This window comes from Leifsonia sp. GW821-FHT13C05 (assembly GCF_058806515.1).
The window spans coordinates 229,387-252,029 of record NZ_JBXAPT010000003.1 but is presented as its reverse complement, the minus strand read 5'-3'; the positions used below and the strand labels follow the sequence as shown (position 1 = coordinate 252,029).

20 protein-coding genes are annotated in these 22,643 nt (G+C 69.9%); 9 read left to right on the top strand and 11 right to left on the bottom strand.

The features are described from left to right. Positions 1–10 precede the first annotated feature (10 nt). A complete protein-coding gene (locus tag AC1ROC_RS11540; protein WP_085371330.1) occupies positions 11–850 on the top strand; it encodes an RDD family protein in 840 nt (279 codons plus the stop codon). Between the two features lie 7 nt (positions 851–857). Continuing rightward, entirely contained in the window at positions 858–1,769 is a 912-nt protein-coding gene (locus AC1ROC_RS11535) for a cyclase family protein (RefSeq protein WP_256922148.1), read from the top strand. Positions 1,770–1,781: 12 nt separating this feature from the next. Here AC1ROC_RS11535 and AC1ROC_RS11530 read toward each other — a convergent pair whose 3' ends face one another. Genes AC1ROC_RS11530 through AC1ROC_RS11515 form a run of 4 tightly spaced genes read right to left on the bottom strand, consistent with a single transcriptional unit; the run spans position 1,782 to position 5,537 of the window. Continuing rightward, on the bottom strand, positions 1,782–2,333 hold the full coding sequence (locus tag AC1ROC_RS11530; protein WP_085371332.1) for a GNAT family N-acetyltransferase: 552 nt from the start codon (positions 2,331–2,333) through the stop codon (positions 1,782–1,784). Beyond that, positions 2,333–3,823 carry an adenosylhomocysteinase gene (gene ahcY / locus AC1ROC_RS11525; protein ID WP_168688891.1) on the bottom strand — a complete coding sequence of 497 codons (1,491 nt, stop codon included), beginning with the start codon at positions 3,821–3,823 and terminating at the stop codon, positions 2,333–2,335. The genes AC1ROC_RS11530 and ahcY overlap by 1 nt, the downstream gene beginning before the upstream one ends. A 59-nt stretch (positions 3,824–3,882) precedes the next feature. Beyond that, positions 3,883–5,319: a phosphomannomutase/phosphoglucomutase gene (locus tag AC1ROC_RS11520; RefSeq protein WP_493000259.1), complete on the bottom strand. Its 1,437-nt coding sequence runs from the start codon at positions 5,317–5,319 to the stop codon at positions 3,883–3,885. Next, entirely contained in the window at positions 5,316–5,537 is a 222-nt protein-coding gene (locus tag AC1ROC_RS11515) for a DUF3499 family protein (RefSeq protein ID WP_085371335.1), read from the bottom strand. The genes AC1ROC_RS11520 and AC1ROC_RS11515 overlap by 4 nt, the downstream gene beginning before the upstream one ends. A gap of 42 nt (positions 5,538–5,579) precedes the next feature. Here AC1ROC_RS11515 and AC1ROC_RS11510 point away from each other — a divergent pair, with 42 nt between their 5' ends. Both AC1ROC_RS11510 and AC1ROC_RS11505 read left to right on the top strand, forming a co-directional pair. Continuing rightward, positions 5,580–6,023 (top strand): metallopeptidase family protein, encoded by a 444-nt coding sequence (locus tag AC1ROC_RS11510; protein ID WP_085371336.1) that lies wholly within the window; start codon positions 5,580–5,582, stop codon positions 6,021–6,023. Between the two features lie 178 nt (positions 6,024–6,201). After that, positions 6,202–6,396 (top strand): hypothetical protein, encoded by a 195-nt coding sequence (locus tag AC1ROC_RS11505; RefSeq protein ID WP_493000257.1) that lies wholly within the window; start codon positions 6,202–6,204, stop codon positions 6,394–6,396. On the opposite strand, the gene AC1ROC_RS11500 is transcribed toward AC1ROC_RS11505, so the two are convergent. The 5 genes from AC1ROC_RS11500 to AC1ROC_RS11480 form a co-directional block, all read right to left on the bottom strand. Further along, positions 6,393–7,823, bottom strand: a complete 1,431-nt coding sequence (locus tag AC1ROC_RS11500; RefSeq protein ID WP_493000255.1) for a DUF5719 family protein — start codon at positions 7,821–7,823, stop codon at positions 6,393–6,395. The two genes, AC1ROC_RS11505 and AC1ROC_RS11500, sit on opposite strands and share 4 nt — an antisense overlap. Next, complete coding sequence (locus AC1ROC_RS11495) at positions 7,816–11,211, bottom strand: glycosyltransferase family 2 protein (protein ID WP_493000253.1); 3,396 nt, start codon at positions 11,209–11,211, stop codon at positions 7,816–7,818. The genes AC1ROC_RS11500 and AC1ROC_RS11495 overlap by 8 nt, the downstream gene beginning before the upstream one ends. Before the next feature lie 62 nt (positions 11,212–11,273). Beyond that, a complete protein-coding gene (locus AC1ROC_RS11490; protein WP_082581223.1) occupies positions 11,274–11,594 on the bottom strand; it encodes a WhiB family transcriptional regulator in 321 nt (106 codons plus the stop codon). A gap of 194 nt (positions 11,595–11,788) precedes the next feature. Then, entirely contained in the window at positions 11,789–12,751 is a 963-nt protein-coding gene (gene galE / locus AC1ROC_RS11485) for a UDP-glucose 4-epimerase GalE (RefSeq protein ID WP_493000250.1), read from the bottom strand. Between the two features lie 72 nt (positions 12,752–12,823). After that, positions 12,824–14,002, bottom strand: coding sequence for an acyl-CoA dehydrogenase family protein (locus AC1ROC_RS11480; protein WP_085369114.1), 1,179 nt, complete (start codon positions 14,000–14,002; stop codon positions 12,824–12,826). Between the two features lie 128 nt (positions 14,003–14,130). Between AC1ROC_RS11480 and manA the strand changes: the two genes are divergently transcribed. The 3 genes from manA to AC1ROC_RS11465 are packed head-to-tail and all read left to right on the top strand — an operon-like array spanning position 14,131 to position 18,001. After that, positions 14,131–15,351 carry a mannose-6-phosphate isomerase, class I gene (gene manA, locus AC1ROC_RS11475; protein ID WP_493000247.1) on the top strand — a complete coding sequence of 407 codons (1,221 nt, stop codon included), beginning with the start codon at positions 14,131–14,133 and terminating at the stop codon, positions 15,349–15,351. Positions 15,352–15,375: 24 nt separating this feature from the next. Then, positions 15,376–16,701 (top strand): O-antigen ligase family protein, encoded by a 1,326-nt coding sequence (locus AC1ROC_RS11470; RefSeq protein ID WP_085369116.1) that lies wholly within the window; start codon positions 15,376–15,378, stop codon positions 16,699–16,701. Positions 16,702–16,711: 10 nt separating this feature from the next. Then, the gene (locus tag AC1ROC_RS11465; protein ID WP_493000245.1) at positions 16,712–18,001 is read left to right on the top strand and encodes an exopolysaccharide production protein; all 1,290 of its coding nucleotides are present in this window, start codon (positions 16,712–16,714) and stop codon (positions 17,999–18,001) included. On the opposite strand, the gene AC1ROC_RS11460 is transcribed toward AC1ROC_RS11465, so the two are convergent. Next, positions 17,943–19,325 (bottom strand): lipopolysaccharide biosynthesis protein, encoded by a 1,383-nt coding sequence (locus AC1ROC_RS11460; protein ID WP_493000243.1) that lies wholly within the window; start codon positions 19,323–19,325, stop codon positions 17,943–17,945. The genes AC1ROC_RS11465 and AC1ROC_RS11460 overlap by 59 nt on opposite strands. Positions 19,326–19,405: 80 nt before the next feature. On the opposite strand from AC1ROC_RS11460, the gene AC1ROC_RS11455 reads away from it, so the two are divergent. Both AC1ROC_RS11455 and AC1ROC_RS11450 read left to right on the top strand, forming a co-directional pair. Then, positions 19,406–20,299, top strand: coding sequence for a glycosyltransferase family 2 protein (locus tag AC1ROC_RS11455; protein ID WP_168688883.1), 894 nt, complete (start codon positions 19,406–19,408; stop codon positions 20,297–20,299). Positions 20,300–20,473: 174 nt separating this feature from the next. After that, a complete protein-coding gene (locus AC1ROC_RS11450; protein ID WP_493000241.1) occupies positions 20,474–20,683 on the top strand; it encodes a hypothetical protein in 210 nt (69 codons plus the stop codon). A gap of 6 nt (positions 20,684–20,689) precedes the next feature. Here the strand turns inward: AC1ROC_RS11450 and AC1ROC_RS11445 are convergent, their stop codons facing one another. Continuing rightward, the gene (locus AC1ROC_RS11445) at positions 20,690–22,561 is read right to left on the bottom strand and encodes a hypothetical protein (RefSeq protein ID WP_493000239.1); all 1,872 of its coding nucleotides are present in this window, start codon (positions 22,559–22,561) and stop codon (positions 20,690–20,692) included. Positions 22,562–22,643 lie beyond the last annotated feature (82 nt).

The following is a 22,643-nucleotide window of genomic DNA, read 5'->3' as shown; positions in this document are numbered from 1 at the left end:
AATGATAGCCATGACGGCACCTGCCCAGGCACTGCAGACGTCGGGCGAACGCGAACTCGTCACCGGCGAAGCCGTCGCGCTCGACGTCAAACCGGCCAGCTACATCCTGCGCGCAGCGGGGACGGTGATCGACTGGCTCACGTACTTGCTGGTGATGTTCGGCTGCCTGATGCTGCTCGTCGCCACCGGGAGCGGGCTGGATGCGGCGGCCGGCAGGGCGCTCGTCGTCCTCATCCTGGTGTTCGGGATGGTGGTGCTGCCGACCACGGTCGAACTCGCGACGAAGGGCAAGTCGCTCGGCAAGCTCGCGGTCGGCGCGCGCATCGTCCGCGACGACGGCGGGGCGATCGGCTTCCGGCACGCGTTCATCCGGGCGCTCGTCGGCGTGCTGGAGATCTTCATGACCTTCGGCGGCGTCGCCGCCCTCACCGGACTCCTCAACGCCCGCTCGAAGCGCCTCGGCGACCTCCTGGCCGGCACGTACAGCCAGTACGAGCGCGCGCCGAAGGCGACGCCCCTCCCCCTCTATCTCGCGCCGCACCTGACCGGCTGGGCGGCGACGGCCGACGTGGCGAAACTGCCGGACAGGCTCTCCCGCCGCATCGCCCAGTTCGTGCGTCAGGCGCCGCAGCTCACCCCCGCGGCGCGGGCAGGGCTGAGCGGAGAGCTCGCCGCTGAGGCGTCCGCCTACGTGTCGCCGATCCCGCCCGTCGACGCAGAGACGTTCCTGGTGGCCGTCGCCCTGCTGCGCCGCCAGCGCGATGCAGCCGGCCTCGAGCTGGAGCAGGAGCGCCTGCAGCGCCTGGAGCCGGTGCTCGACGGCCTCCCCCACGCCTTCCCCGATCGCTAGGAGACCTGTGACCGAGTACCGCGCCCACTTCGACGCCACCGTGACGTTCGTCAACGGAGGCAGCCTGCAGACGAACGGCTTCCGGCTCGACCTGCCGGACGCATCCCTGTCGGAGGAGCAGATCGCCGAACTGTTCGTGCGGCACCTCGGGCTCGCGCTGGTCGGCGATGTGCGGCTGGACGGCCTCTCGATCGTCGAGGAGCAGCACAGGGGCAGCAGAGGGATCAGCCCGGAGCAGGCCAGGGTGCCCGAGGCCGGGCGTCCCCGCGTGGTCGACCTCAGCCACCGCATCCGGGCCGGGCTCGTCACGTATCCGGGGCTCCCAGCCCCCACGATCACCCCGCACCTCACCCGCGAGGACTCCGTGGCGAAGTACGCGCCGGGCACGCAGTTCGCGATGGACATCATCACGATGATCGGCAACACGGGCACATATCTCGACAGCCCGTTCCACCGCTACGCGGACGGCGGAGACCTGGCGTCGCTCGACCTGTCCACCCTCGTCGGGCTGCGCGCGGACGTGTTCCACCTCACCGACCTCGGGACGCGCGGCATCCCGGCCACGGTGTTTCACGACAGAGAGCTCGCGGGCTCGGCGGTGCTGCTGCACACCGGGTGGGATGCGCACTTCGGGCGTCCGGAGTACGCGACGGGTGCGCCATACCTCACGGAGGCGGGCGCGCAGCAACTCGTGGATGCGGGGGTCGCCCTCGTCGGAATCGACTCGCTCAACATCGACGACACCGAGGGCGGCGGAGCGCGGCCGGCACACACCCTGCTGCTCGCCGCGGGCATCCACGTGGTCGAGCACCTGACCAACCTGGGCTCCGTCCCGGCCCGCGGCGCACGCTTCACCGCCGCGCCGCCCGCCGTGGAGGGGTTCGGGACGTTCCCCGTGCGGGCGTACGCGGAGGTTTAGCGACCTACAGGGTCAGTCGTGCAGGATGCGCTGGAACAGCACGTGGTCCTGCCAGCGGCCCGCGATCTTGAGGTAGTTCGGGGCCACCCCGATGCGCTCGAAGCCGGAGCGGGTGAGCACGGACTGCGACGCCTGGTTGTGCAGCAGCGTCGCGGCCTGGATGCGGTGCAGGCCGTATTCGTCGCGCGCCGCCGCGATGATCGCGGCGAGCGCCGTGGAGGCGAGACCCTGCTTGGTGTGCGCGCGATCGAGCCAGTATCCGATCATCGCGCTCTCGAAAGCGCCACGGACGATGCTGCTCAGGTCGAACCCGCCCGCGACGGCGTCCCCGTCCATGATGAGTAGCGGGATGGCCGTGCCCGCCTCGTAGAGGGCGAGCAGCTCGGTGGTGCGCTTGAGCTGGCCCGCCTCGGTGAAGAACTCCTCGGTGCGGGTGGGCTCCCAGGGCGCGAGGTGTCCGCGGTTGGCGACGTATGCTGCCGCGAGCGCCGGGGCGTCCTCCGGCCTGCGCACGCGCAGGATGAGGCCGCCCGGCAGCTCGCGGTCGGTGAAAGTGGGTGTCATCAGTATCGGTAGTGGTCGACCTTGTACGGGCCGTCGACGCTGACGCCGATGTATGCGGCCTGCTCGGGGGTGAGCGTCGTCAGCTCGACGCCGAGCGCATCCAGGTGGAGGCGGGCGACCTTCTCGTCGAGGTGCTTGGGCAGCACGTAGACGCCGATCGGGTAGTTCTCCGTCGACACGTACAGTTCGAGCTGCGCGAGCACCTGGTTGGTGAACGAGTTGCTCATCACGAAGCTCGGGTGGCCCGTGGCGTTTCCGAGGTTCATCAGGCGGCCCTCGGAGAGCACCAGGACGCTGCGTCCGCTCGGCAGGCGCCACTCGTGCACCTGCGGCTTGATCTCGATCTTCTCCGCGCCTTCCAGCGCTTCGAGGCCCGCCATGTCGATCTCGTTGTCGAAGTGACCGACGTTCGCCACGATGGCCTGGTGCTTCATGGCCAGGATGTGGTCGAGGGTGATGACGTTGAGGTTGCCCGTGCCGGAGATGAAGATGTCGACCTGGTCGACGACCGACTCGATGCGGGCCACCTGGTAGCCGTCCATCGCCGCCTGCAGGGCGTTGATCGGGTCCACCTCGCTGACGATCACGCGCGCGCCCTGGCCGCGCAGCGCCTCCGCTGCGCCCTTGCCGACGTCGCCGTATCCTGCGACGAACGCGACCTTGCCGCCGATCAGCACGTCGGTGGCGCGGTTCAGGCCGTCCGGCAGCGAGTGGCGGATGCCGTACTTGTTGTCGAACTTGCTCTTGGTGACCGAGTCGTTGACGTTGATGGCCGGGAACAGCAGCTGGCCGTCGCGGGCGAGCTCGTAGAGGCGGTGCACACCGGTGGTGGTCTCCTCCGTGACGCCGAGGATGTCCGCAGCAACGCGGGTCCAGCGGTCGGAGGACTCCGCGAGGGATGCGCGCAGCGCAGCCAGGATCACGCGGTACTCGTGGCTGTCGCCCTGCGCGTCGTCCGGGACGGCGCCGGCGAGCTCGAACTCGCGGCCCTTGTGCACCAGGAGGGTGGCGTCGCCTCCGTCGTCGAGGATCAGGTTCGGGCCGGTCCAGTCCGCCCCGGCGGCTTCCGCCTCCGCCGTCCAGTCGAAGATCTGCTGGGTGCACCACCAGTACTCTTCGAGGGTCTCGCCCTTCCAGGCGAACACGGGAACGCCGGCAGGCGCATCCACGGTGCCGTTCGGGCCGACCGCGATGGCGGCCGCCGCGTCGTCCTGGGTGGAGAAGATGTTGCAGCTCGCCCAGCGCACCTGGGCGCCGAGCGCGACGAGCGTCTCGATCAGCACGGCGGTCTGCACGGTCATGTGCAGCGAGCCGGCGATGCGCGCGCCGGCAAGAGGCTGCGACGCGCCGAACTCCTCGCGGAGCGACATGAGACCGGGCATCTCGTTCTCGGCCAGACGGATCTGGTGACGTCCCGCTTCTGCGAGGGAGAGGTCTGCGACCTTGAACGGAAGAGTGGAGGTGGATTCAGCGACGGTGGTTGTGGCCATTGCCCCATTGTCGCATCCGGTGCCCGACTCTCACAGTCGTGTGTCGCGCCGGCTCTCCGTCAGGCGCGGATGAGCGCCAGCACCTCGTCCCGGATGCGCTGCATCGTCGCCAGGTCCGCCGCCTCGACGTTGAGTCGCAGCAGCGGCTCGGTGTTCGACGGACGCACCGAGAACCACCAGAACGGCTCGTCTCCCCCGACGAAGCCGGTGACGGTCAGACCGTCGAGCTCGTCGAACTCTGCACGGCCGGTGAAGGCCTCCACCACGCGCGTGAACGCGGCGGGAACGTCGTCGACCGTCGAGTTGATCTCGCCGGACATCGGGTAGGGCGTGAACCGGGCAGACAGCTCGGACAGCGGGCTGTCCTGGCCGCCGAACTCGGCGAGCAGGTGCATGGCTGCGAGCATCCCGTTGTCTGCGCTCCAGAAGTCGCGGAAGTAGTAGTGCGCCGAATGCTCCCCACCGAAGACGGCGCCGGATTCACGCATCGCATCCTTGATGAGGGTGTGGCCGACGCGGGTGCGCAGCGGCGTCGCGCCTGCTGCCTCGATGGTCTCTGGGACGACGTTGGAGGTGATCAGGTTGTGGATGACCGTGATGTCCGCGTCTGGGTCCTCCCGCCTGGCGCGGGCGATCTCGCGCAGTGCGACGATGGCCGCGACGGCAGACGGGGTGACGGCGTCGCCCTTCTCGTCCACGACGAAACAGCGGTCGGCGTCCCCGTCGAAGGCGAGCCCGAGGTCGGCGCCGTGCTCGACCACCGCGCGCTGCAGATCGACCAGGTTCTTCGGGTCGAGCGGGTTCGCCTCGTGGTTCGGGAAGGAGCCGTCCAGCTCGAAGTACATCGGGATGATCGTGAGCGGCAGAGCGGGAAGGCCGGCTGCGTCGCCGAGCACCGCCGGGACGGTGAGGCCGCCCATCCCGTTGCCGGCATCGACCACGACCGTGATCGGGCGGATGACGGACAGGTCGACGAGCGACCGCAGGTATGCGGCGTAGTCGGCGAGCACATCCACTTCGCGGAAGCCGCCCTGCTCGTCCACCGGGTCGACGCCGTCGTGCAGGTACACGGCAGCACGGTCGCGCACCCCGGCGAGCCCGGTGTTCATGCTGAGGCCCTGCGCGCCGGCGCGGGAGAGCTTGATGCCGTTGTACGTCGCCGGGTTGTGGCTCGCGGTGAACATGGCCGCCGCGGACGCCAGCGCTCCGGATGCGTAGTACGACTCGTCCGTGGAGCACAGCCCGATCGACACGACGTTGGCACCCCTGGCCTGCGCTCCGCGGGCGAACGCCGCGGCGAAGGTGGGCGACGAGTCGCGCATGTCGTGGCCGACGATCACGTCCTCCCCGGCAGCCCCGACCTCGTCGACGAAGCCGGCCGCGATAGCGGTGACGACCTCCTCCGTCAGGTCTTTGCCGACCAGACCGCGGATGTCATAGGTCTTGACGACAGCGTCGAGAGAGGAATTGCTGGGGACGTTGCTGTTGCTGCTCACGCCCCATAACCTACTTCACCGAACACCTCGTGCCGCATCACCTGCCAGCCCTGCGGCGCGGACAGACGCTCGGCGTGGATGGCGCACAGGTCGTACGAGTGCGGTTCGTGGCTCAGGCTCAGCGGGCCGAGCACGGCCATCGAGTCGGCGTACACGTAGGTGAGCGTGGCCACGGCATCGCGTGGACACGCCACGCGGGAACATGGACGGCTCAACATCGGGCTCAGAATACCCGAGCGCGGGCGACGTAGGATTGCGACATGCCCCGCAACCGCCGCTCAAGCAGCCAGCCGCCTGCCACCTCCCGGTGGCGCAGCAGGCACGGCAGGGGTGCGAGAGGCCCGGTGACCGGCCCCCACCTGCCGATGCTGAACAACAGGATCGACTTCTTCGACATGACCGTCGCATCCACGGCCGACTACCTCAAAGGCGTCTGGCCGAACGAGCTCGCCGACGTGCACTTCGAGGTCGCTGCCACCCCCATCGGCAACACGGGCAGCGACGGCGTCGACCGCTGGCACGTCGACCACGCCCAGCGCCGCATCGTGCTCTACCGCGTCCCGATCCAGCGCCTCACCAAGCTGCACCGCAACGACGATCTGCATCGCAGGATGTTCGTCGAAGGCTGCGTGTTCCGCGCCGTCGCCGAGTTGCTGGGGAAGGACCCGTGGGATTTGGCGCCGGACCGGTACCGGCACTTCTGAGGACGGTGGCCGCGCGCCTGCGGTCAATCAAGGCTCTATCCGCGCAGTCTTGCCGAACAAATGCATCCATAGCCTGTTGCATATATTGAGTGCCGCTTTGACGACCAATACCCTCGGAGACAGTCGACAGGTGGTCGCGGCACTCGTAAGTCCAGAACGCGGCCCTGAAAGGTGTGCCGTGACGTTGGTCAAGAAGCAGATCGTTGCGGTCCTCTTCGCTTCCTTCTTGCTGATCTACGGAGTGATCGGCCTGCCCGCCGCCTACTTTTCGTCGGCCAGCCACCCCATGGCGTACATCGTTCCCGGTTTCGCCATCGTGATCGTCGTGGTCTCCCTCGTCTCGTTTGTTCGAGGAAGGGGCTCCGGGCGCTAGCGCGGGTACACCTCGATCGGCGCGGCCAGCGGGCCGGGCGGGTTGAGGGCGAACGAGCTTGCGGCGCCGTCGGCGGAGAAGCTGACGCTCACGTAGAGGCCGTCTCCCCCGGTGACCGTGTACATCCCGGCGCCCACCTTGACGTTCGCGGCTCCTTCGGCCGGGATGGTCAGGGTCGCCGGTTTGCCGTTGCGTCCCTCGATGGTGACCTTCTGGTCCTTCTCGCCCGGGTTGGCGAAGTGCACCATCGGGGTCGGGGCGGACGGGATGGCGGCCAGGAAGGTTTCGCCCATCGGCTGCGACGAGGCGAACCAGGTGAAGTCGTGGGTCTTCGCGCCGGCGACCGACGTGCGGGCCGCGGCGACGACCGGCACGGAGGAGCGGACGGTGACGGTGTAGTTGCCGTCCTTGAGGTGATCCAGCGGGATCTCGGCGACGACGCCGGCCTTCACGGTCTGCGCGTACGAGTTGCCTGCCGCCGTGCCGTTCTCACCGACGGCGCCGACGGTGATGTCCGCATCCTGGTCGCCGGGCACGAACACGCGGACGGCGGGGAGGTCCGCTCCGTAGCCCTCGCCGGACTGGGCGCCCTCGATGGTCGCCAGGTTCGCGATGGTCATGCCGGAGATCACCTGCACGCGCGACGGGGAGCCTGTCGCGCCGGACAGTTCGACGCCGCGCGGGTCGATGCCCTGCTCGAAGCTCTGCTGCAGCGAGGCGAGCACCTGCCCTCCCGTGCTCTGCACGTGCACGACGGGGGCGGCGACGGACGGAGCGAGACCGGCGAGCGGGACCACCTTCTGCGCGCCGGCGGGGACGACGATGCCGGCGGCTCCCGGCGCATCCACCTGGCCGGTCTCGGCGAAGATCGAGAGGTTGACGGTGGCCTGCACCGAGGTCGGGTTGGACAGCATCACGAGGCTCGTCTGGCCGAGCGCGGTGGAACCGCCGACCAGCCAGCTGTCCGCGCTCGCCTCTCCGCAGGAGGAGGTCGCGAGACCGGCGAGGTCGTCGGTCGTCGCGCTCTGCGACTGGGCGCCCGCGACGAGCGGCGGGGTGCTCGCGCCCTGCGGGGTGGCGACGGTGAGCACCTGGGGGGCCTCACCGCGCGACGAACCGTCGGCGTCGGCCTTCAGCGACCGGGTGTCGACGCTGCCGCCGTCCGCACCGTAGGTGGAGGTGGGGGCGCCGAACGGGGATGCGGTGGTGGCGGCGCCCGCGTCGGCCGCGAGGGCGAGCAGCGGGCCGGGGCAGACCCTCTGCTGGTCGGCAGGCACGGGCTTGACGGTCGAGACGGGGGCCGCGACCTGGAACGACGGCAGCGGCAGCAACGATGCACCCGCGATGGCGATGCCGGCGACGCCGAGGCCGATCACACCGCCGACCACCCGCATGCTGACCCTGGCAATTCCACGCTTGTCAGCCACGGTCGCCTCCTTCGGTTCGCTCGGTTCCGCGGCGGGGGCGGATGATCGTCTCCTCGAGGCCTTCCTCGAGCGTCGTGGGGGTGGACGGGGTGGGGACCAGCGCATCCGGGGTGGATGCGGGGTGCTGGTGCTCCGGGGCGGTGTCGCGCTCGGGGGCGGGCTCTGGTTCCGGCTCGGGCTCGGCGGTCTGTGGCTCGACGGCGGGCTCCGGTTCTGGCTCGATGACAGGCGCGGGCTCCGGCTCAGGCTCGACCACCGGCTCTGGCTCGGGTGCAGGCTCTGGCTCGACCATCGGGCTGGGCTCAGGCACCGGCTCTGGTTCAACCTCCGGCCCCGGCGCAACCACAGGCTCCGGCTCCGGCTCCGGCTCCGCCGCTTCCTCCACCTCGGAGGACTCGACGGCCGCCTCGTCGTCGGGTTCCGCCTCATACTCCGAGAGCGTCTCGTCGGCTACGGCCTCCTCGCCGTCCTTCGGCTGCTCCGGCTCGTCGTCGGGGGTGACGACGAGGTCGTCCTCGTCGCCGTGGCGGCGCTTCGGGCGGCGGGAGTTCAGCTCGGCGACGCGGTCGGCCGAGCGCGTGGTCGGGATGGCCATGAGCAGCGTGATGCCGATGACGATGCCCTGCACCAGCAGCACGACCAGCCGCCAGATCCCTCCGGCGTCCGCGGGGACGAGCGCGGCCTTCGGCTCCGCCGAGGTGCCGCGGTCGAACGCCCAGAGCTGCCCGCTCACCGTCGCACCCACCGGGGCGAGCAGCGGGTTCGCATCGAGGGCGGTGGATGCGCGCACCCCGCTGACCTTGGCAGGCTCGCTCACCGGGGCGTTCCCGCCCGTGCTCTGGTTCAGGTCCACCGCTGCCGGTGCGAGCAGTACGAAGTCGATGCCGAGGCGCTTCATGGTCGGAGAGCCGTCGTAGCCGCTCCGGGACGACAGGTTGCCCGCGAGCGTCGCCAGCTCCTTCTGCTCGGGTGACAGCGTGCGCTCCGTCGAGCTGAGGGTGCTCTGCGCGTCGAGCGTCTGCCCGGCGCCGCGGATGAGTTCCGCCGCGATGCCGCCGTCCGGCTGCGGCGTGATGCGCAGCGTTCCCGTGCGGGGCTGGGTGGCGGCCTTGGCCGTGACGACCGCCGGCATGGTGCGTCCGTCGCTCTCGACCACCTTCGACTGTCCGTCGTGCAGCGCGATGGCGGAGGGGACGGCGGCGATGGCGAGCGTGAGGAGCGCGACCCAGGCCGGGTAGACGGCGGCGCGGCCGATGGCGGAGAGCGCGAGGACCGCTGCCCCGATCAGTCCGAGCCAGTAGAGGCTCACGGCCGTTCCGGGCCAGATCGGCACGACGCTGGATCCGGCGAACGTCACCTGGACGTGCAGCGCGGCGACCGCGGTGAGGAAGCCGACCAGGGCGACCAGCAGCGCGACGATCGCCCTGCTCGACCCGCGGAGGAACAGGGCCAGGATCGCCAGCACGCCGAGCGGCGCGAGCAGGATGGGGACGATGATGTTCGGGGCGGCCTCGGCGAGGTCGAACGGCAGTACGGAGCCGAGCGCGTGCCAGCCGCCGAGCGTGCCGTCCGGGAAGCCGAGGGCGAGCTGCCAGGCCGGCGTCTGCCGCGCATCCAGTGCCACGCCGGGGTCGGCGAAGATCGACAGCCACGCCCCGCGGGAGATCTGCTGCCAAACCAGAGGCGCGAACAGCACAACAGCGGGCAACGGGATGAACGCGATGCGTGCGGCACGGCGTCCACCGAACGCGATGGCCGCGATCCAGGCGACAGCGAGGGCCGGGATGAGCACGGGTGCGCACGCCGCCGTCGCCGCGGCGAGCAGCGCGGTGACCGCGCTGGCCGCCCACGACCGGCGTGCGGCGAGCCCGGCGAAGAACAGCCACGGGAGCAGCACGTGCGCGAGCACGGCAGCAGGACGGCCGCCCTGCAGCGCCACCAGCAGCGTCGGCGCGAGTGCGTAGGCGAGGCCGGCGAAAATGCGCAGCGTCGTCTTGGAGGTGAGCCGCGCCGCCGCCAGCCACGCGCCGAGCGCTGCGAGCGGGACCGCGAGGAAGTAGAGGCCGACGATCGAGACGGACGGCTGCCAGAAGGTCAGCGTTCCGAGCACGGCGAGCACCGCCGCGAACGGGTCGGCGGCTCCGGTGAAGCCGAGCCCGACATCCCGCCAGCCGTAGCCGAGGTTCGCCCACAGCTGGCCGACCGACGCGTTGAGCGGGAGCAGCCCTCCCCCGGTGAGCGCCGCGCTCCCGAAGAGCGGGAAGAACAGGGCGACGCCGATGACCAGTGCCGCGAGCACCGTCCAACCGCCACCCGTGCCGAAGAAGTCGAGTTCCTGTCGCTCGCCCTGCTGGCCGACCTGCGCGGCCTCGCGTTTCAGCGCGCGACCACGCCGCACCTCGTCGAACGGGATGCGCAGCGGAGCGACCGCCGCCCAGCCGACGGTCTTGTTCTGGGCGAGCGTGCGGCGGGCGTTGCTCACGCGCATCCCGGAGAACGCCACGCTGAACGCCGCAGCGAGCTCGCCGCCGACCGAGCCGGGCTCCTTGCGCAGGATCCGGCCGATGGAGCGAAGGATCGCGAGCGGAACGAGGCTGAGCCAGTGGAACGGCACGGCAGCGGCAGGCGCGTAGACCATCCTGCGGTGCAGCTGGGCCGCTCGCCGTTCCTTGGTGAGGCGGCGGCGCACGGTCCACTTGCGCGAGAGGTTGGGTCCTGCGACGCCGTCGCCCGCGATGGCCACCCTGGCCTGGGCGACGAGGGAGACGCGGAAGCCCGCGAGTCGGACCCTGGTGCAGAAATCGAGTCCGTCGTCGGCGGTCGGCAGGCCGGGGTCGAAACCGCCGAGCTTGTCCCACACGGTCTGGCGGACGATCATCCCGGCGGACGAGACGCCGAGCACGTCGGTGAGGCCGTCGTGCTGCGCCTGGTCCATCTCGTTCTCGACCAGCGGCACCGCGGCGCCGAGCGGCGTCATCGCCTCGCCGAACTCACGGATGAAGGATGCGTCGTCCCAGTCGACCAGCTTGGGTCCTGCGACGGCGACGGAGGGCGAGACCTCGACGGCGCCGAGGAGTGCTTCGAGAGCACCGGGCTCCGGTGCGGTGTCCTGCGCGAGCAGCCACAGCCACTCGTGGTCGGACGACGGAGGAGCCGTCACCCGCACACCGGTCGCCACGGCAGCGCCGAACGGCAGCTTCTCCGGCACGGAGAGCAGCTGGGTGGGGCGGAAGTCGGCGAGCAGCTTGGCGGCGTCGTCCGTCGACGCACAGTCGACGGCGATCACGGCGTCCGGTTGTCTCGTCTGTGCCGCGATGGCGTCGAGAGTGCGCTGAAGGTGGGGGCCGCCACTCTGGGCGACGACGATGGCAGTGACTCTCGGATACATCGGGAGTCAGCCTAGGTTGGCGTCGCGTCGATCCGTGGAGGCAGATCGGGCGCGGCGCGAATTCAGCTGGCGCGCTTGCGCAGCTTGCGGCGTTCGCGCTCGGACAGCCCACCCCAGATGCCGAACCGCTCGTCGTTCGCGAGAGCGTATTCGAGGCACTGGGTGCGAACCTCGCACGAGGTGCAGATGCGCTTGGCGTCGCGGGTCGATCCGCCCTTCTCGGGGAAGAACGCCTCCGGGTCGGTCTGAGCGCACAGCGAGTCGGACTGCCAGGCCAGCGGATTGTCGTCGTCGACATTCGGCCGGACACCCGGAACCCCCAGTTTGACCGGGTCGATGAACCAGTCGTCGGGTACTCCAGAGCGATATTCAGGAACTGTCATATCGGACTCCCACCCATTAACTGCTAAGCACGCAAGACAACGTGTTGGAATAATTACACCGTTGTCATTCGCAAGAGTCAAGTCGCAAATCGTAAAGCCTTGAGTCCTGGTCGAGAGTTCGCGACGCGCCGACGCTCCACAACAATCCCGACACGCCCGGCCGTTCTACCCCCGTCGGACGGCCAGGAGAGGGCTCAGGATGCCGCTTGGCGTGCTTCCCAGGCGCTCCGAACCATCTCGTCCAGGGTGTGGCGCATTCTCCAGTCCAGATCCCGGGCGGCGAGTTCACCGGATGCGACGATCCTCGCAGGATCTCCGGCGCGGCGCGGCCCCACTTCTGGGGTGAAGTCGATGCCGGTCACTGCGGCGACGGTCGACATGATCTCGCCGACGGAGACGCCGTCGCCGCTGCCCAGGTTGTAGACGGGCTCGATCGCCTCGTGCGCATCCAGTCGCTTCGCGGCAGCGACGTGCGAGACGGCCAGGTCGGCGACGTGGATGTAGTCGCGGACGCAGGTGCCGTCCGGCGTCGGGTAGTCGACGCCGTTGATGCGCGGCGTGCGGCCGTCCACCAGGGCGTCGAACACCAGAGGGAAGAGGTTGTGCGGGCTGGTGTCGCGCAGCGAAGGATCGCCGGAGCCGACGACGTTGAAGTAGCGCAGGCTGGTGTGGCGGAGACCGGCGGCGATGCCCTGGTCGCGCAGCAGCCACTCCCCGATCAGCTTCGACTCGCCATACGGGGACTCCGGGCTCTTCGGCGTGCTCTCCGTGACGAGGTCCGTGTCCGGCGTGCCGTAGACGGCGGCGGAGGACGAGAAGACCATCGCATCCACCCCCGCCTCCTGCATGGCGGCGAGCAGCACGGCGGTCGCCGTCACGTTCTGCTCGTAGGTGTGCAGAGGACGCTGCACGGAGACGCCGGCGTACTTGAACCCGGCGACGTGCACCACGCCGGAGACGCTGTTCTCGGCGAAGACCCGTTCGAGCAGCGCGCCGTCCAGGATGGTCCCCCGATAGAAGGGGACGTCCGCCGGCACGAACTCCTCATGCCCGCTGGACAGGTCGTCGACCACGACGACGTCGATGCCCTCCGAACGGAACGCCCGCACGATGTGCGAGCCGATGTATCCAGCTCCTCCGGTCACCAACCACGCCACGCGGTCCTCCTCAAACGCTCGACTGCCGAACGCCCAGCCTATCCGGCCCGCCGGCGCCGAACGGATCGCCTGCTAGACGAAGGCGGCCTGGCCGGTGATCGAGCGCCCGACGATCAGCGTGTTCATCTCGCGGGTGCCCTCGTAGGAGTAGAGGGCCTCGGCGTCGGCGAAGAAGCGGGCGACGTCGTAGTCGATCACGATGCCGTTGCCACCCAGGATCTCGCGGCACCAGGCGACGGTCTCGCGCATCCGGGAGGTGGCGAACGCCTTGGCGAGTGCCGAGTGCTCGTCGCGCTGCTTGCCGGTGTCGAGCATCTCGGAGACGCGCGTGCAGAGGGCGATGGATGCGGTGATGTTGCCGAGCGACTTGACCAGCAGATCCTGGATGAGCTGGTGCGCTCCCAGAGGCTTGCCGAACTGGATTCGCTCCTTCGAGTACGCGACGGCTGCCTCGTACGCGCCGATCGCGACCCCGACGGCCGCCCAGGCGACCTCGGCGCGGGTGAGGCGGAGCACGGCGGCGGTGTCTTTGAACGTGTTGGCGTTCTGCAGGCGCAGCGACTCGGGCACGACGACGTTCTCGAGCGTGATGTCGGCGTTCTGCACCATGCGGAGGGACTGCTTCCCCTCGATCTTCGTCGCGGTGTACCCGGGCGTCGAGGTCGGGACGATGAAGCCCTTCACCTGGCCGTCCTCCGCGCTCTTCGCCCAGATGATGGTGATGTCGCTGAACGTGGCGTTGCCGATCCAGCGCTTCGAGCCGTTGAGCACCCAGTTGTCGCCGTCGCGCGTCGCGATCGTGCGCAGGCCCTGCGCGGAGTCCGAGCCGGAGAGCGGTTCGGTCAGGCCGAACGCCCCGAGCACCTCGCCGCTGGCGAGCTTCGGCAGCCACTCCGCCTTCTGCTCCTCGGAGCCGCAGACGCCGACGGCGCCGAGGGCGAGACCGTTCTGCACGCCGACGTATGTGCTGACGGACGCATCCACCCTCGCAAGCTCCAGGGCGACCCAGCCGCGGAACACGGCGGAGTTCTCGAACGGAGCGGTCTCCGGGAAGCCGAGCCCGACGGTGCCGGTCTTGTGCAGCCCCTCGATGATCTGGTGCGGGAACTCCGCGCGCTCCCAGTGCTCGTTCACGATCGGCTTCACCTCGGTCTCCAGGTAGGAGCGGAGGTGGGCGAGGAAGTCCTTCTCCTGGGTGCTGAGAAGGTCCTCGTATCCGTAGAAATCGCTGGCGAGGGACTCGAAGGACATAGCTGCTCCATTGCGTCGTACGGCGGGATGACGGGTCGGCTGGCGACCAGCGCCAGCCTAGGGAACCGGCAATGCCGCGCAAAAGCGATTGGTAGTTTGGTCTAACGAATCGAAAGGGACTACGACGGATGTTTGTGCGCATCGGCAATACCCCCCGCGACTACGCCTGGGGTTCGACCACTGCCATCGCCGGGCTGCTCGGCACCGAACCGAGCGGACGACCGGAGGCGGAGCTGTGGCTGGGCGCGCATCCCGGATCGCCGTCGGTGATCGCCGACCCGGCGCAGACCGGTGGAGCGGCGGACCTCGCCGCGTGGACGGCAGCAGACCCGCAGACCGCGCTCGGTAGCCCGGATGCGCACCTGCCGTACCTTCTGAAGGTGCTGGCCGCCGCCGGCCCACTGTCGCTGCAGGCGCACCCGTCGTCCGAGCAGGCCGCCGCCGGGTTCGCGCGGGAGAGCGCCGCGGGCATCCCCATCGACTCCCCCGAGCGCAACTACAAGGACCCGTTCCACAAGCCGGAGCTGATCTACGCGCTCAGCGACACCTTCGACGCGCTCTGCGGCTTCCGCGACGTCGAGCGCAGTGCAGCACTGTTCTCCGCGCTCGCTGAGACGGCGGACGACGGCGAGCGCGCGGTGATCGCGTCGTTCGCCGACACTCTCGCCGGCGAGCCGACAGGGGTGCTCCGCCGCGCGACCGAGTGGCTGCTCGGCGGCGACCCTGCGGTAGGCGAGCTGGTCGGCGCCGTCGTCGCCACCGCGCTCTCCGTCGAGCCGGACCCGGCGGGCGACGATCTCGCTGTCGCCGCAGACACCGTCCGGATGCTCGCGGAGGCGTTCCCCGGCGATCCGGGCATCGTGCTCGCGCTGCTGCTCAACCGCGCGACGCTGCGTCCGGGCGAGGTGCTGTACCTGCCGGCCGGGAACATCCACGCGTACCTGCGGGGGCTCGGGATCGAGCTGATGGCGGCGTCCGACAACGTGCTGCGCGGCGGCCTCACGCCGAAGCGCATCGACGTGCCGGAGCTGGTGAGCATCCTGGACTTCCGTCCGATCGTGGCGACGCCGATGGCCGCGGAGCATCCGGCGCCCGGCGTCGACGTGTTCCGACCGGATGTGCCCGACTTCGCGCTCGACCACATCACGGTCGGGGCAGGGACGCCGTCCACGCGCATCCCGCTGCCCGGCGCGGCCATCGCGATCTGCACGGCAGGCTCGGTGGAGCTCGCCGGGGAGCACGACGGGCTGACGCTGGAACGCGGGCAGTCGGTGTTCGTCACGCCCGACGAGGAGTTCGTCTCCGTCTCCGGCGACGGGACGGTGTTCGTCGCGACACCGAATGCCTGAATTGCCGTCCGCTAGTCTTCCGAGGTGACCTCCGCACCCTCCGCTTCGTCCGTCCGGGCACGCGTGGCCGCCGCCGCGTCCGGATCCGGCGCCGCGGCGTTCGCGACACTGCTGCTGTTCACGCTGTTCGCGGGCGATTTCTGGCGCAACCTGATCAGCTGGCCGGGCTACTTCGTGCTCGCCGGACTGCTCGCCGCCGCCAGCATCGTCGTCCTGGTGCGCACGCGGCCCGCCTTCCACTGGCGCAGGCTGCCCAGGATGCTCGTGCTGTTCCTCCTGCTGGCCACCGTCTCGATCGCGTGGTCGGCGTACCCCGGGGCGAGTGCGCTCGGCGTGATCGCGCAGTTCGCGACCACCGCGGGCGCGCTCTACCTGGCGCTCGCCCTCGACTGGCCGCAGCTGCTGCGCGCGCTGGCGAACGCGTTCCGCTGGATCCTGGGACTGTCGCTGCTGTTCGAGTTCGTCGTGGCCGCGTTCGTGCGGCATCCTGTGCTGCCGTTCTGGGCGGAGTACCAATCCGGCAAGCTGCCCGCCGCGTTCTATTGGAGCAGGGGGCTGCTGTTCCACGGCGGGCAGATCCAGGGCATCCAGGGCAACAGCAACCTGCTGGCGATGGTGGCGCTGCTGGCCGTGATCGTGTTCGGCATCCAGCTCGCCGACCGCACCGTGCGCCGCGGGGCGGGCATCACCTGGCTGGTGATCGCGGTCGGGACACTGGCGCTCACCCGCTCGTCGACGGTGATCGTGGCCGGGCTGGCCACCGCCGTCGTGTTCGCGTTCGCCCTGTGGATGCGCAGGGTCGCGCCGGACCGGCGCCGTCCCGTTTACCTCACCGCCGCAGCGCTCGTCGTGGTGGCCGCCGGGCTGCTGATCGCGTTCGCCTCGCGCATCCCCGCCCTGTTCGGCAAGAGCGAGGACCTGACGGGCCGCCTCGACATCTGGCACTCGGTGATCGGGCTGGCGCAGCAACGCCCGGTGTTCGGCTGGGGCTGGGTGAGCTACTGGGCGCCCTGGGTCTCCCCGTTCAAGAACCTCGCCGAACGCAACGGCGTCACCTACCTGCAGGCGCACAACGCCTGGCTCGACGTCTGGCTGCAGCTCGGCATCGTCGGACTCGTGGTGTTCATCCTGCTGGTCGCGACCACGCTCGGCCGCTCCTGGTTCTTCGCCGTCGACCGGCCGAGGACCACGATCGCGGACGACAAGCCGTACACCGCGCTCGGGCTGCTGCCCCTGCTGCTGATCGCCGCGCTCATCGCGCAGAGCGCAGCGGAGAGCCGCATCCTGATCGAAGCGGGGTGGGCGCTGCTCGTGGTGCTGTCCGTGAAGACGAAGCAGAGCACACCGTAGGATTGCGTTCATGGCCGCGACCCGTCGAACCCTGGTCCCCGTCGCGGTGACCGAATTCCTGGGTTCGGCACGGTTCAATTCGGCGCTCTCGCTGGTGGCCGTCGGTGTCGGGTTCTCGACCCACGCGATCCGGGCTCTCATCGGCTGGCCGGGGCTCATCGGCGCGCTCGGCGTGGTGGTCGTGCTCGCCGCACTGTCGTTCGTCGCGCAGAGGAAGCTGATCGAGTGGCACGGCCTACTGCCGATCTCGATCCTCCTGTTTGTGGGCTGGTGCGCCATCTCGATCTTCTGGAGCACCTACCAGTGGGCCACGCTCGCCGGGGTGATCTACCAGCTGAGCTTCGCCTTCCTGGCCGTCTACATCGCCCTGGTGCGGGATGCGATCCAGATCGTGCGCGTCGTCGGCGACGTGCTCCGGGTGCTGCTGACCGCCTCCCTCGCCCTGGAGGTGCTGAGCGGGATCCTGCTGGACCTGCCCATCCGGTTCCTCGGCATCCAGGGCAATATCGCGCTGGGCGGCCCGATCCAGGGACTGTTCGGGTCGAGGAACGCGCTGAGCATCGTGGCGCTGATCGCGTTCGTGACGTTCCTCGTCGAGCTGAGGACCCGGTCGGTGCGGGCGCCGCTCGCCGCCGTCTCCATCTCGCTGGCCGTGCTCTGTCTGCTGTTCGCGCACTCCCCCGTCATCGCGGCGGTCGCCGTGGTCGTCGGCCTCGCGACGCTGGCGCTGTTCGGCCTGCGCAAGGTGCCCGCGCACCAGCGCCCCTACTACCAGTGGGGTCTCGCGGTGTTCACCATCGCCGCCCTCGTCTCGGCGTACATCTATCGCACCAGGGTCATCGACCTGCTGAACGCCAGGGCCGACTTCCAGGTGCGCTACAAGCTGTGGATCCAGATCTGGGAGCTCATCCCGGTGGAGCAGACCGTCGGCTGGGGCTGGGTGGGCAGCTGGCCGACCGAGCTGTACCCGTTCACGGCCATCCAGGCGGCCACGGGCGTCTATCACTCCGACGGCCTGAACGCCTATCTCGATGTCTACCTGCAGGTGGGCATCATCGGGCTGCTGCTGTTCGTCGCGCTGGTCGCGCTCGCGTTCGGCCGCTCGTGGCTGCTCGCGTCCAACAAGCGCAGCGTGGTCTACGCCTGGGCGCCCCTCGTGCTGGTCGCCCTGCTCGTGACCAGCGTGTTCGAGAGTTCGATCCTGGTGGAGGCCGGCTGGCTGCTCCTCGTGATCTGCGCGGTCAAGGCCTCGCAGGGGATGAGCTGGCGACTTCGGCTGGCACGGCACGACCAGAGCTGACCCGCAGCCACACCAGGTGCACCACGAGCCCGACGGCCGGTCCGGATGCGAGGGCCAGCGCCGCACGGATCGGCAGATCCAGCGGGATGAACAGCACGGCGAGCGAGACGAGCGACGCCGCCACCCAGCCCGTCGCGTATCCCCCGTGCAGCCCCTTCGCGAGCACGGCGGAGCCGCTCACGCAGAGCGCGCCGATCAGCCCGGAGGACGCGATCAGGGCCACCAGCACGTCGGCGCCGAGGTCGAACTGCGCGCCGAAGACGAACTGCATCACGGGCACGCCCCACAGCCAGGCGGCCAGGCAGAGCACCACGATCACCGCGGCGATCCCGGCGATGATCGTCAGCATGGTGCGCGTTGCGCGCTCCGGATGGTGCGAGAACTGGCTGACCAGGAAGCTCGACAGCGCCATCAGCGGCACCAGGATGGGCGCCCTCGTCAGCGTGACGGCGAGCACGAGCGAGCCGAGGTCGGCGTGGTTGTCCGGTCCGGAGAAGAACGACAGCACCAGAGGGAAGCCGTTGATGAGCACGGCGGTGGCGGACGCGGCCAGCATCGTCCTGCCGGTGTTCGCGATCAGGGTGGAGAGCCCGATGCTCACCCGCGCGTTGGCGACGAGCGCCTTCGGGGCCGAGGCGAACACGATCGCCAGCGAGACGGGGAACGGCAGGATGACGGCGACGGCGAGCGCCACGAGGTCGTCGGTGAACGCCAGCACGGCGACGACGCCGATCACGCGCAGCACGCCGTCGAGCGCGACGATCGCGGCGAGCTGCCGCCACATCCCCGCCCCGGCCATCACACCGGATGCGGCGGCCACCAGGCAGTTGAGGCCGGCGCCGAACGCGACGAACCAGGCGAGACCGGCGTTCTGCGCGCCCAGGCTCGGCGTCGCCCAGAGCAGGCTGGTCGCCAGCACGGCGATCACGACGACGACGGCGACCATCGCGGCGAACGACCACATGGAGGTGCGGCGGATCGCGGCGGCCGCTCCTGCGCCCATTCGGCCGGCGCCCGCATCCACGGCCTGCACGGCGGTCTGCGCCACGGCACGCGTCGACTCCTGCTGAAGCCCGAACAGGATGCCGACCACCAGGAACAGCGCGGACCAGAACACCGAGAACACGCCGTAGCCCGCGGCGCCCACCGAGGTGAACACGCGCCAGGTGACCACGTATCCTGCGAGTCCGGACACGACGGTCGCACCGAGGATCAGGACGACGGACGAACGCCCGCCCGACCCCGCCGGCTGCGTCTCCCACTCGTCGGGAATCGGCTCGTTGAGCGGCTCATAGCTGGTGATGGGAGACTCCAGGGGTGGCATGACAGGATGGATGCTCTGCGCCTCGGGCGCGGCAGGCCAACCATACGACGAAAAGCTCCGAGCGGACGAAAACCTCCACCGTGACCATCGACATCATGATGCCGTTCTACGGCGATCCCCAGCTGTTCCGCGACGCCGTCCACAGCGTCATCGCCCAGACGGACGACGACTGGCGTCTCGTCGTGATCGACGACGTGTACCCGGACACGGAGCCCGGCGAGTGGGTGAGCGCGCTCGGCGATCCGCGCATCCACTATCTGCGCAATGAGACGAACCTCGGCGTGAGCGGCAACTTCACCAAGTCGGTGCAGCTGGTGACGAGCGAGCACTTCGTCCTGATGGGCTGCGACGACCTGCTGGAGCCCGGCTACATCGCCAGGATGCGCGCCGCCATCGCCGCGCATCCCGCGGGCGCATACTTCCAGCCGGCGGTGACCGTGATCGGCGACGACGGTCGCGAGACGCTCCCCCTCGCCGACCGGGTCAAGGGCTGGTACCGTCCCACCCACAGCGCGCCGGCCGAGCTCAGCGGGGAAGCGCTCGCGGTGAGTCTGCTGCGCGGCAACTGGACATACTTCCCGTCGATCTGCTGGCGAACGGAGGCGGTGCGCCGCCACGGCTTCGACCCCGACTTCGACGTCGTGCTCGACCTCAACCTGCAGATCGACATCGTCCTCGACGGCGGCAGCCTGGTGCTGCTGCCCGACCACGAGTTCCGTTACCGGAGGCACGCGGGCAGCGTCTCCTCCTGGACGGCGCAGGACGGCACCCGCTTCGACGAGGAGCGCGCCTTCTTCCTCACGAAGGCGGCTGTGCTGCGGCGGCACGGCTGGCGCAGGGCGGCGCGCGTCGCGTCCGCCCACTGGTCGTCGCGGCTGAACGCGGCGACCAAGCTACCGTCGGCGCTCGCGAAGCGCGACGGGGCCGGCCTGCGGGCGCTGCTGCGGCACGTGTTTCTAGGGTGGCGGAGTTGATGTCAGTATGTTGGCTGACATTGATATCTAACGCGTAACCGGATGGCTAACCTGGCCGTAGTGGGCAACGAGGCCCAACGCCAGGAACGGAAGCAGCATGAAATCTCCTCTCACCGCCGGGGGCAATCACGCAGGACGGTCGCCCGCAGACGCCTGGTTCGTCTGCTGGACCCAATGAGCAGGTCGACGCTGCGCCGCAACCGGCTGGGGTTCATCCCGCTGGCCGCCGCCGCGATTCTGACGATCGTCGGCATTGTCCTCAATCTCAGCGACCACTCCGGCGCGAACCGTGGAGGGCCGTTCCTCAACCTCGGCGGCATCATCGCCGTCGCCACGCTCGCCGTCGTGCTCATCGTGAACGCGCTGCGGGGTCCGTCGGAGTAGCCGACCTCACCCGCTGACCGGGATGCGCCCCACCAGCACCGTCGCATCCAGGCCGGGGCAGGTCGCCGCGAGCTTCGCCCGCAGCGTCTCGTCCCTCGTGCGGATCGTCACGCCGCCGTCCCACGCCTTCACCGCCGAGCAGACGTCTTTCAGCGAGCGGACGTCCAGGTAGTACGAATACGGGCGGATCGGGTCGGTGCCGCTGGTCGCCGATGCTCCGAGGAGCCAGAGGTTGGCGAAGCCGTCGGCTTTCCAGTCGTAATAGCCGACGAACATGTTCTTGGCGTCGGTCGGGTCGTCGAGGGCGAACATCGCCGGGAGCACGTCGTCTCCGGAGGCGACACCCTCCCCCGCGAGGATGTCGCCGTACGGCACCAGTGCGCCGAGTGTCGGTGGTTTGGGCAGCACGCTGGCCGCGATCGAGACGACCGCGATGAGCACGCCCGCCGTCGCCGCCACCCGCGGCCACACGGCGAGGTCGACCCGCGAGAGCCGGTCGAGCGCGAGGCCGATCACCACCACCAGCAGCAGGATGCCGCCGAACCAGACGAGTTTCGCCGGGTAGTAGCCCCACCAGTACGCGTCGGCCTGCACCTGCGTCCCGAGATAGGCGTACAGCCCGGCCAGCGCCGCGGACACCGTGACGACGCCCGTGAGGTCGGCGCGGTGTGCCGCCGTGCGGGCCGTGACCGCCGTGATCGCTACCGCCAGGCCGATCAGGATGAACAGCAGCGCGGGTGTCACCGGCGCCATCGAGCCGCCCTGGGCCAGCTCGCCCTGGTCGCGGCGCAGGTCGCGCAGGGAGACCAGCACGGCATACACCAGCAGCTGGGCGGCCGCGACGGCGAGGATCGTCCAGGACAGCCAGCCGAACGACCGCGCGTGACGCAGAATGAGCCGGATGGCGGCCACCGCGGCGAGCGCGAGCGGCACGATGGCGAGGAACGCCCACAGCGCCAGCAGCGCTGTCGTCATCGCCAGCAGCAGCGCGACGGCCACCACAGGAGCCCGTGGAGCTGCCCGCCAGGCGAGCCAGCTGCCGAGCAGGCAGGCGACCGTCGGCATCACGTTGTAGAAGCCGAACTCGAACGAGAAGCCTGCCACGAACCAGGATGCGATCAGCGCAGACCCGAGCACGGCCCCGATCGCACGGAACACCGGATGCTCCGGCCGCACCAGCTGCGCGACGACCAGGCCGGCGAGCAGGCTCGTGATGACCATCGCGAGCGCGAACACGCCTGCCATCGCGGCGATGTCGTGGTGGAACAGCTCGGTCGTCTTCGCCCCGGCCCGGCCCGGCGCCATACCGGCCGCGAGCAGGATGGCGGTCATCGGAGACGAGTTCGGGTGCAGCGACGGGTTCAGGCCGCGGTCGTCGAGCAGGAAGCGGGCGGACACCAGGTTCCAGACGGCGTCGCTGCGCATCGCCCAGGAGAGCGCGTTGCCGTCGCGCAGGGCGGGCAGGATCGCGAAGACCGTCCCGACCATCGCGGGCACGACGGCCGCGGGGAGGACGCCCCACCAGACGGCTCTAGCCGGCAGGCGCATCCGGTCGCCGCTCAGCGCGACGAGCACCAGCCCGGCCAGCGCGATCACGACCAGGACGAGCAGGTTGCCGGTGAAGACGCCGAGCCCGATCCTGTGGAAGATCCGGATGCCGTACGCCTCGACCGCGAGCGGGACGGCGATGGCGGAGACCACGCCGAGGCTCCAGCCGGCGAACGCGGCGACGCCCGTGGCCAGGCAGAGGGCGGCGGCAGCGGCGAGCACCCACACGGTCCAGCCGGCCCCGACGACGACCAGCCCGGCCGCGACGACGACGAGCAGCACACCGGCCACCCACCAGCGGGACGCGGGGCGACGGGTGATATCGTCCACTGTGTTCCTCTCCGATGGAACCCGGTTGTTCGAGAACCGAACCTACCTCACCACCGGGCCATCGGCCATCCGGACGACGACA

Bases quoted from the DNA above. Each gene is read 5' to 3' on its own strand.
- AC1ROC_RS11540 (WP_085371330.1), top strand. From the start codon at position 11: ATGACGGCACCTGCCCAGGCACTGCAGACGTCGGGCGAACGCGAACTC.
- AC1ROC_RS11530 (WP_085371332.1), bottom strand. From the start codon at position 2,333: ATGACACCCACTTTCACCGACCGCGAGCTGCCGGGCGGCCTCATCCTG.
- ahcY (WP_168688891.1), bottom strand. From the start codon at position 3,823: ATGGCCACAACCACCGTCGCTGAATCCACCTCCACTCTTCCGTTCAAG.
- AC1ROC_RS11515 (WP_085371335.1), bottom strand. From the start codon at position 5,537: ATGTTGAGCCGTCCATGTTCCCGCGTGGCGTGTCCACGCGATGCCGTG.
- AC1ROC_RS11510 (WP_085371336.1), top strand. From the start codon at position 5,580: ATGCCCCGCAACCGCCGCTCAAGCAGCCAGCCGCCTGCCACCTCCCGG.
- AC1ROC_RS11495 (WP_493000253.1), bottom strand. From the start codon at position 11,211: ATGTATCCGAGAGTCACTGCCATCGTCGTCGCCCAGAGTGGCGGCCCC.
- AC1ROC_RS11490 (WP_082581223.1), bottom strand. From the start codon at position 11,594: ATGACAGTTCCTGAATATCGCTCTGGAGTACCCGACGACTGGTTCATC.
- AC1ROC_RS11480 (WP_085369114.1), bottom strand. From the start codon at position 14,002: ATGTCCTTCGAGTCCCTCGCCAGCGATTTCTACGGATACGAGGACCTT.
- manA (WP_493000247.1), top strand. From the start codon at position 14,131: ATGTTTGTGCGCATCGGCAATACCCCCCGCGACTACGCCTGGGGTTCG.
- AC1ROC_RS11465 (WP_493000245.1), top strand. From the start codon at position 16,712: ATGGCCGCGACCCGTCGAACCCTGGTCCCCGTCGCGGTGACCGAATTC.
- AC1ROC_RS11460 (WP_493000243.1), bottom strand. From the start codon at position 19,325: ATGCCACCCCTGGAGTCTCCCATCACCAGCTATGAGCCGCTCAACGAG.
- AC1ROC_RS11450 (WP_493000241.1), top strand. From the start codon at position 20,474: ATGAGCAGGTCGACGCTGCGCCGCAACCGGCTGGGGTTCATCCCGCTG.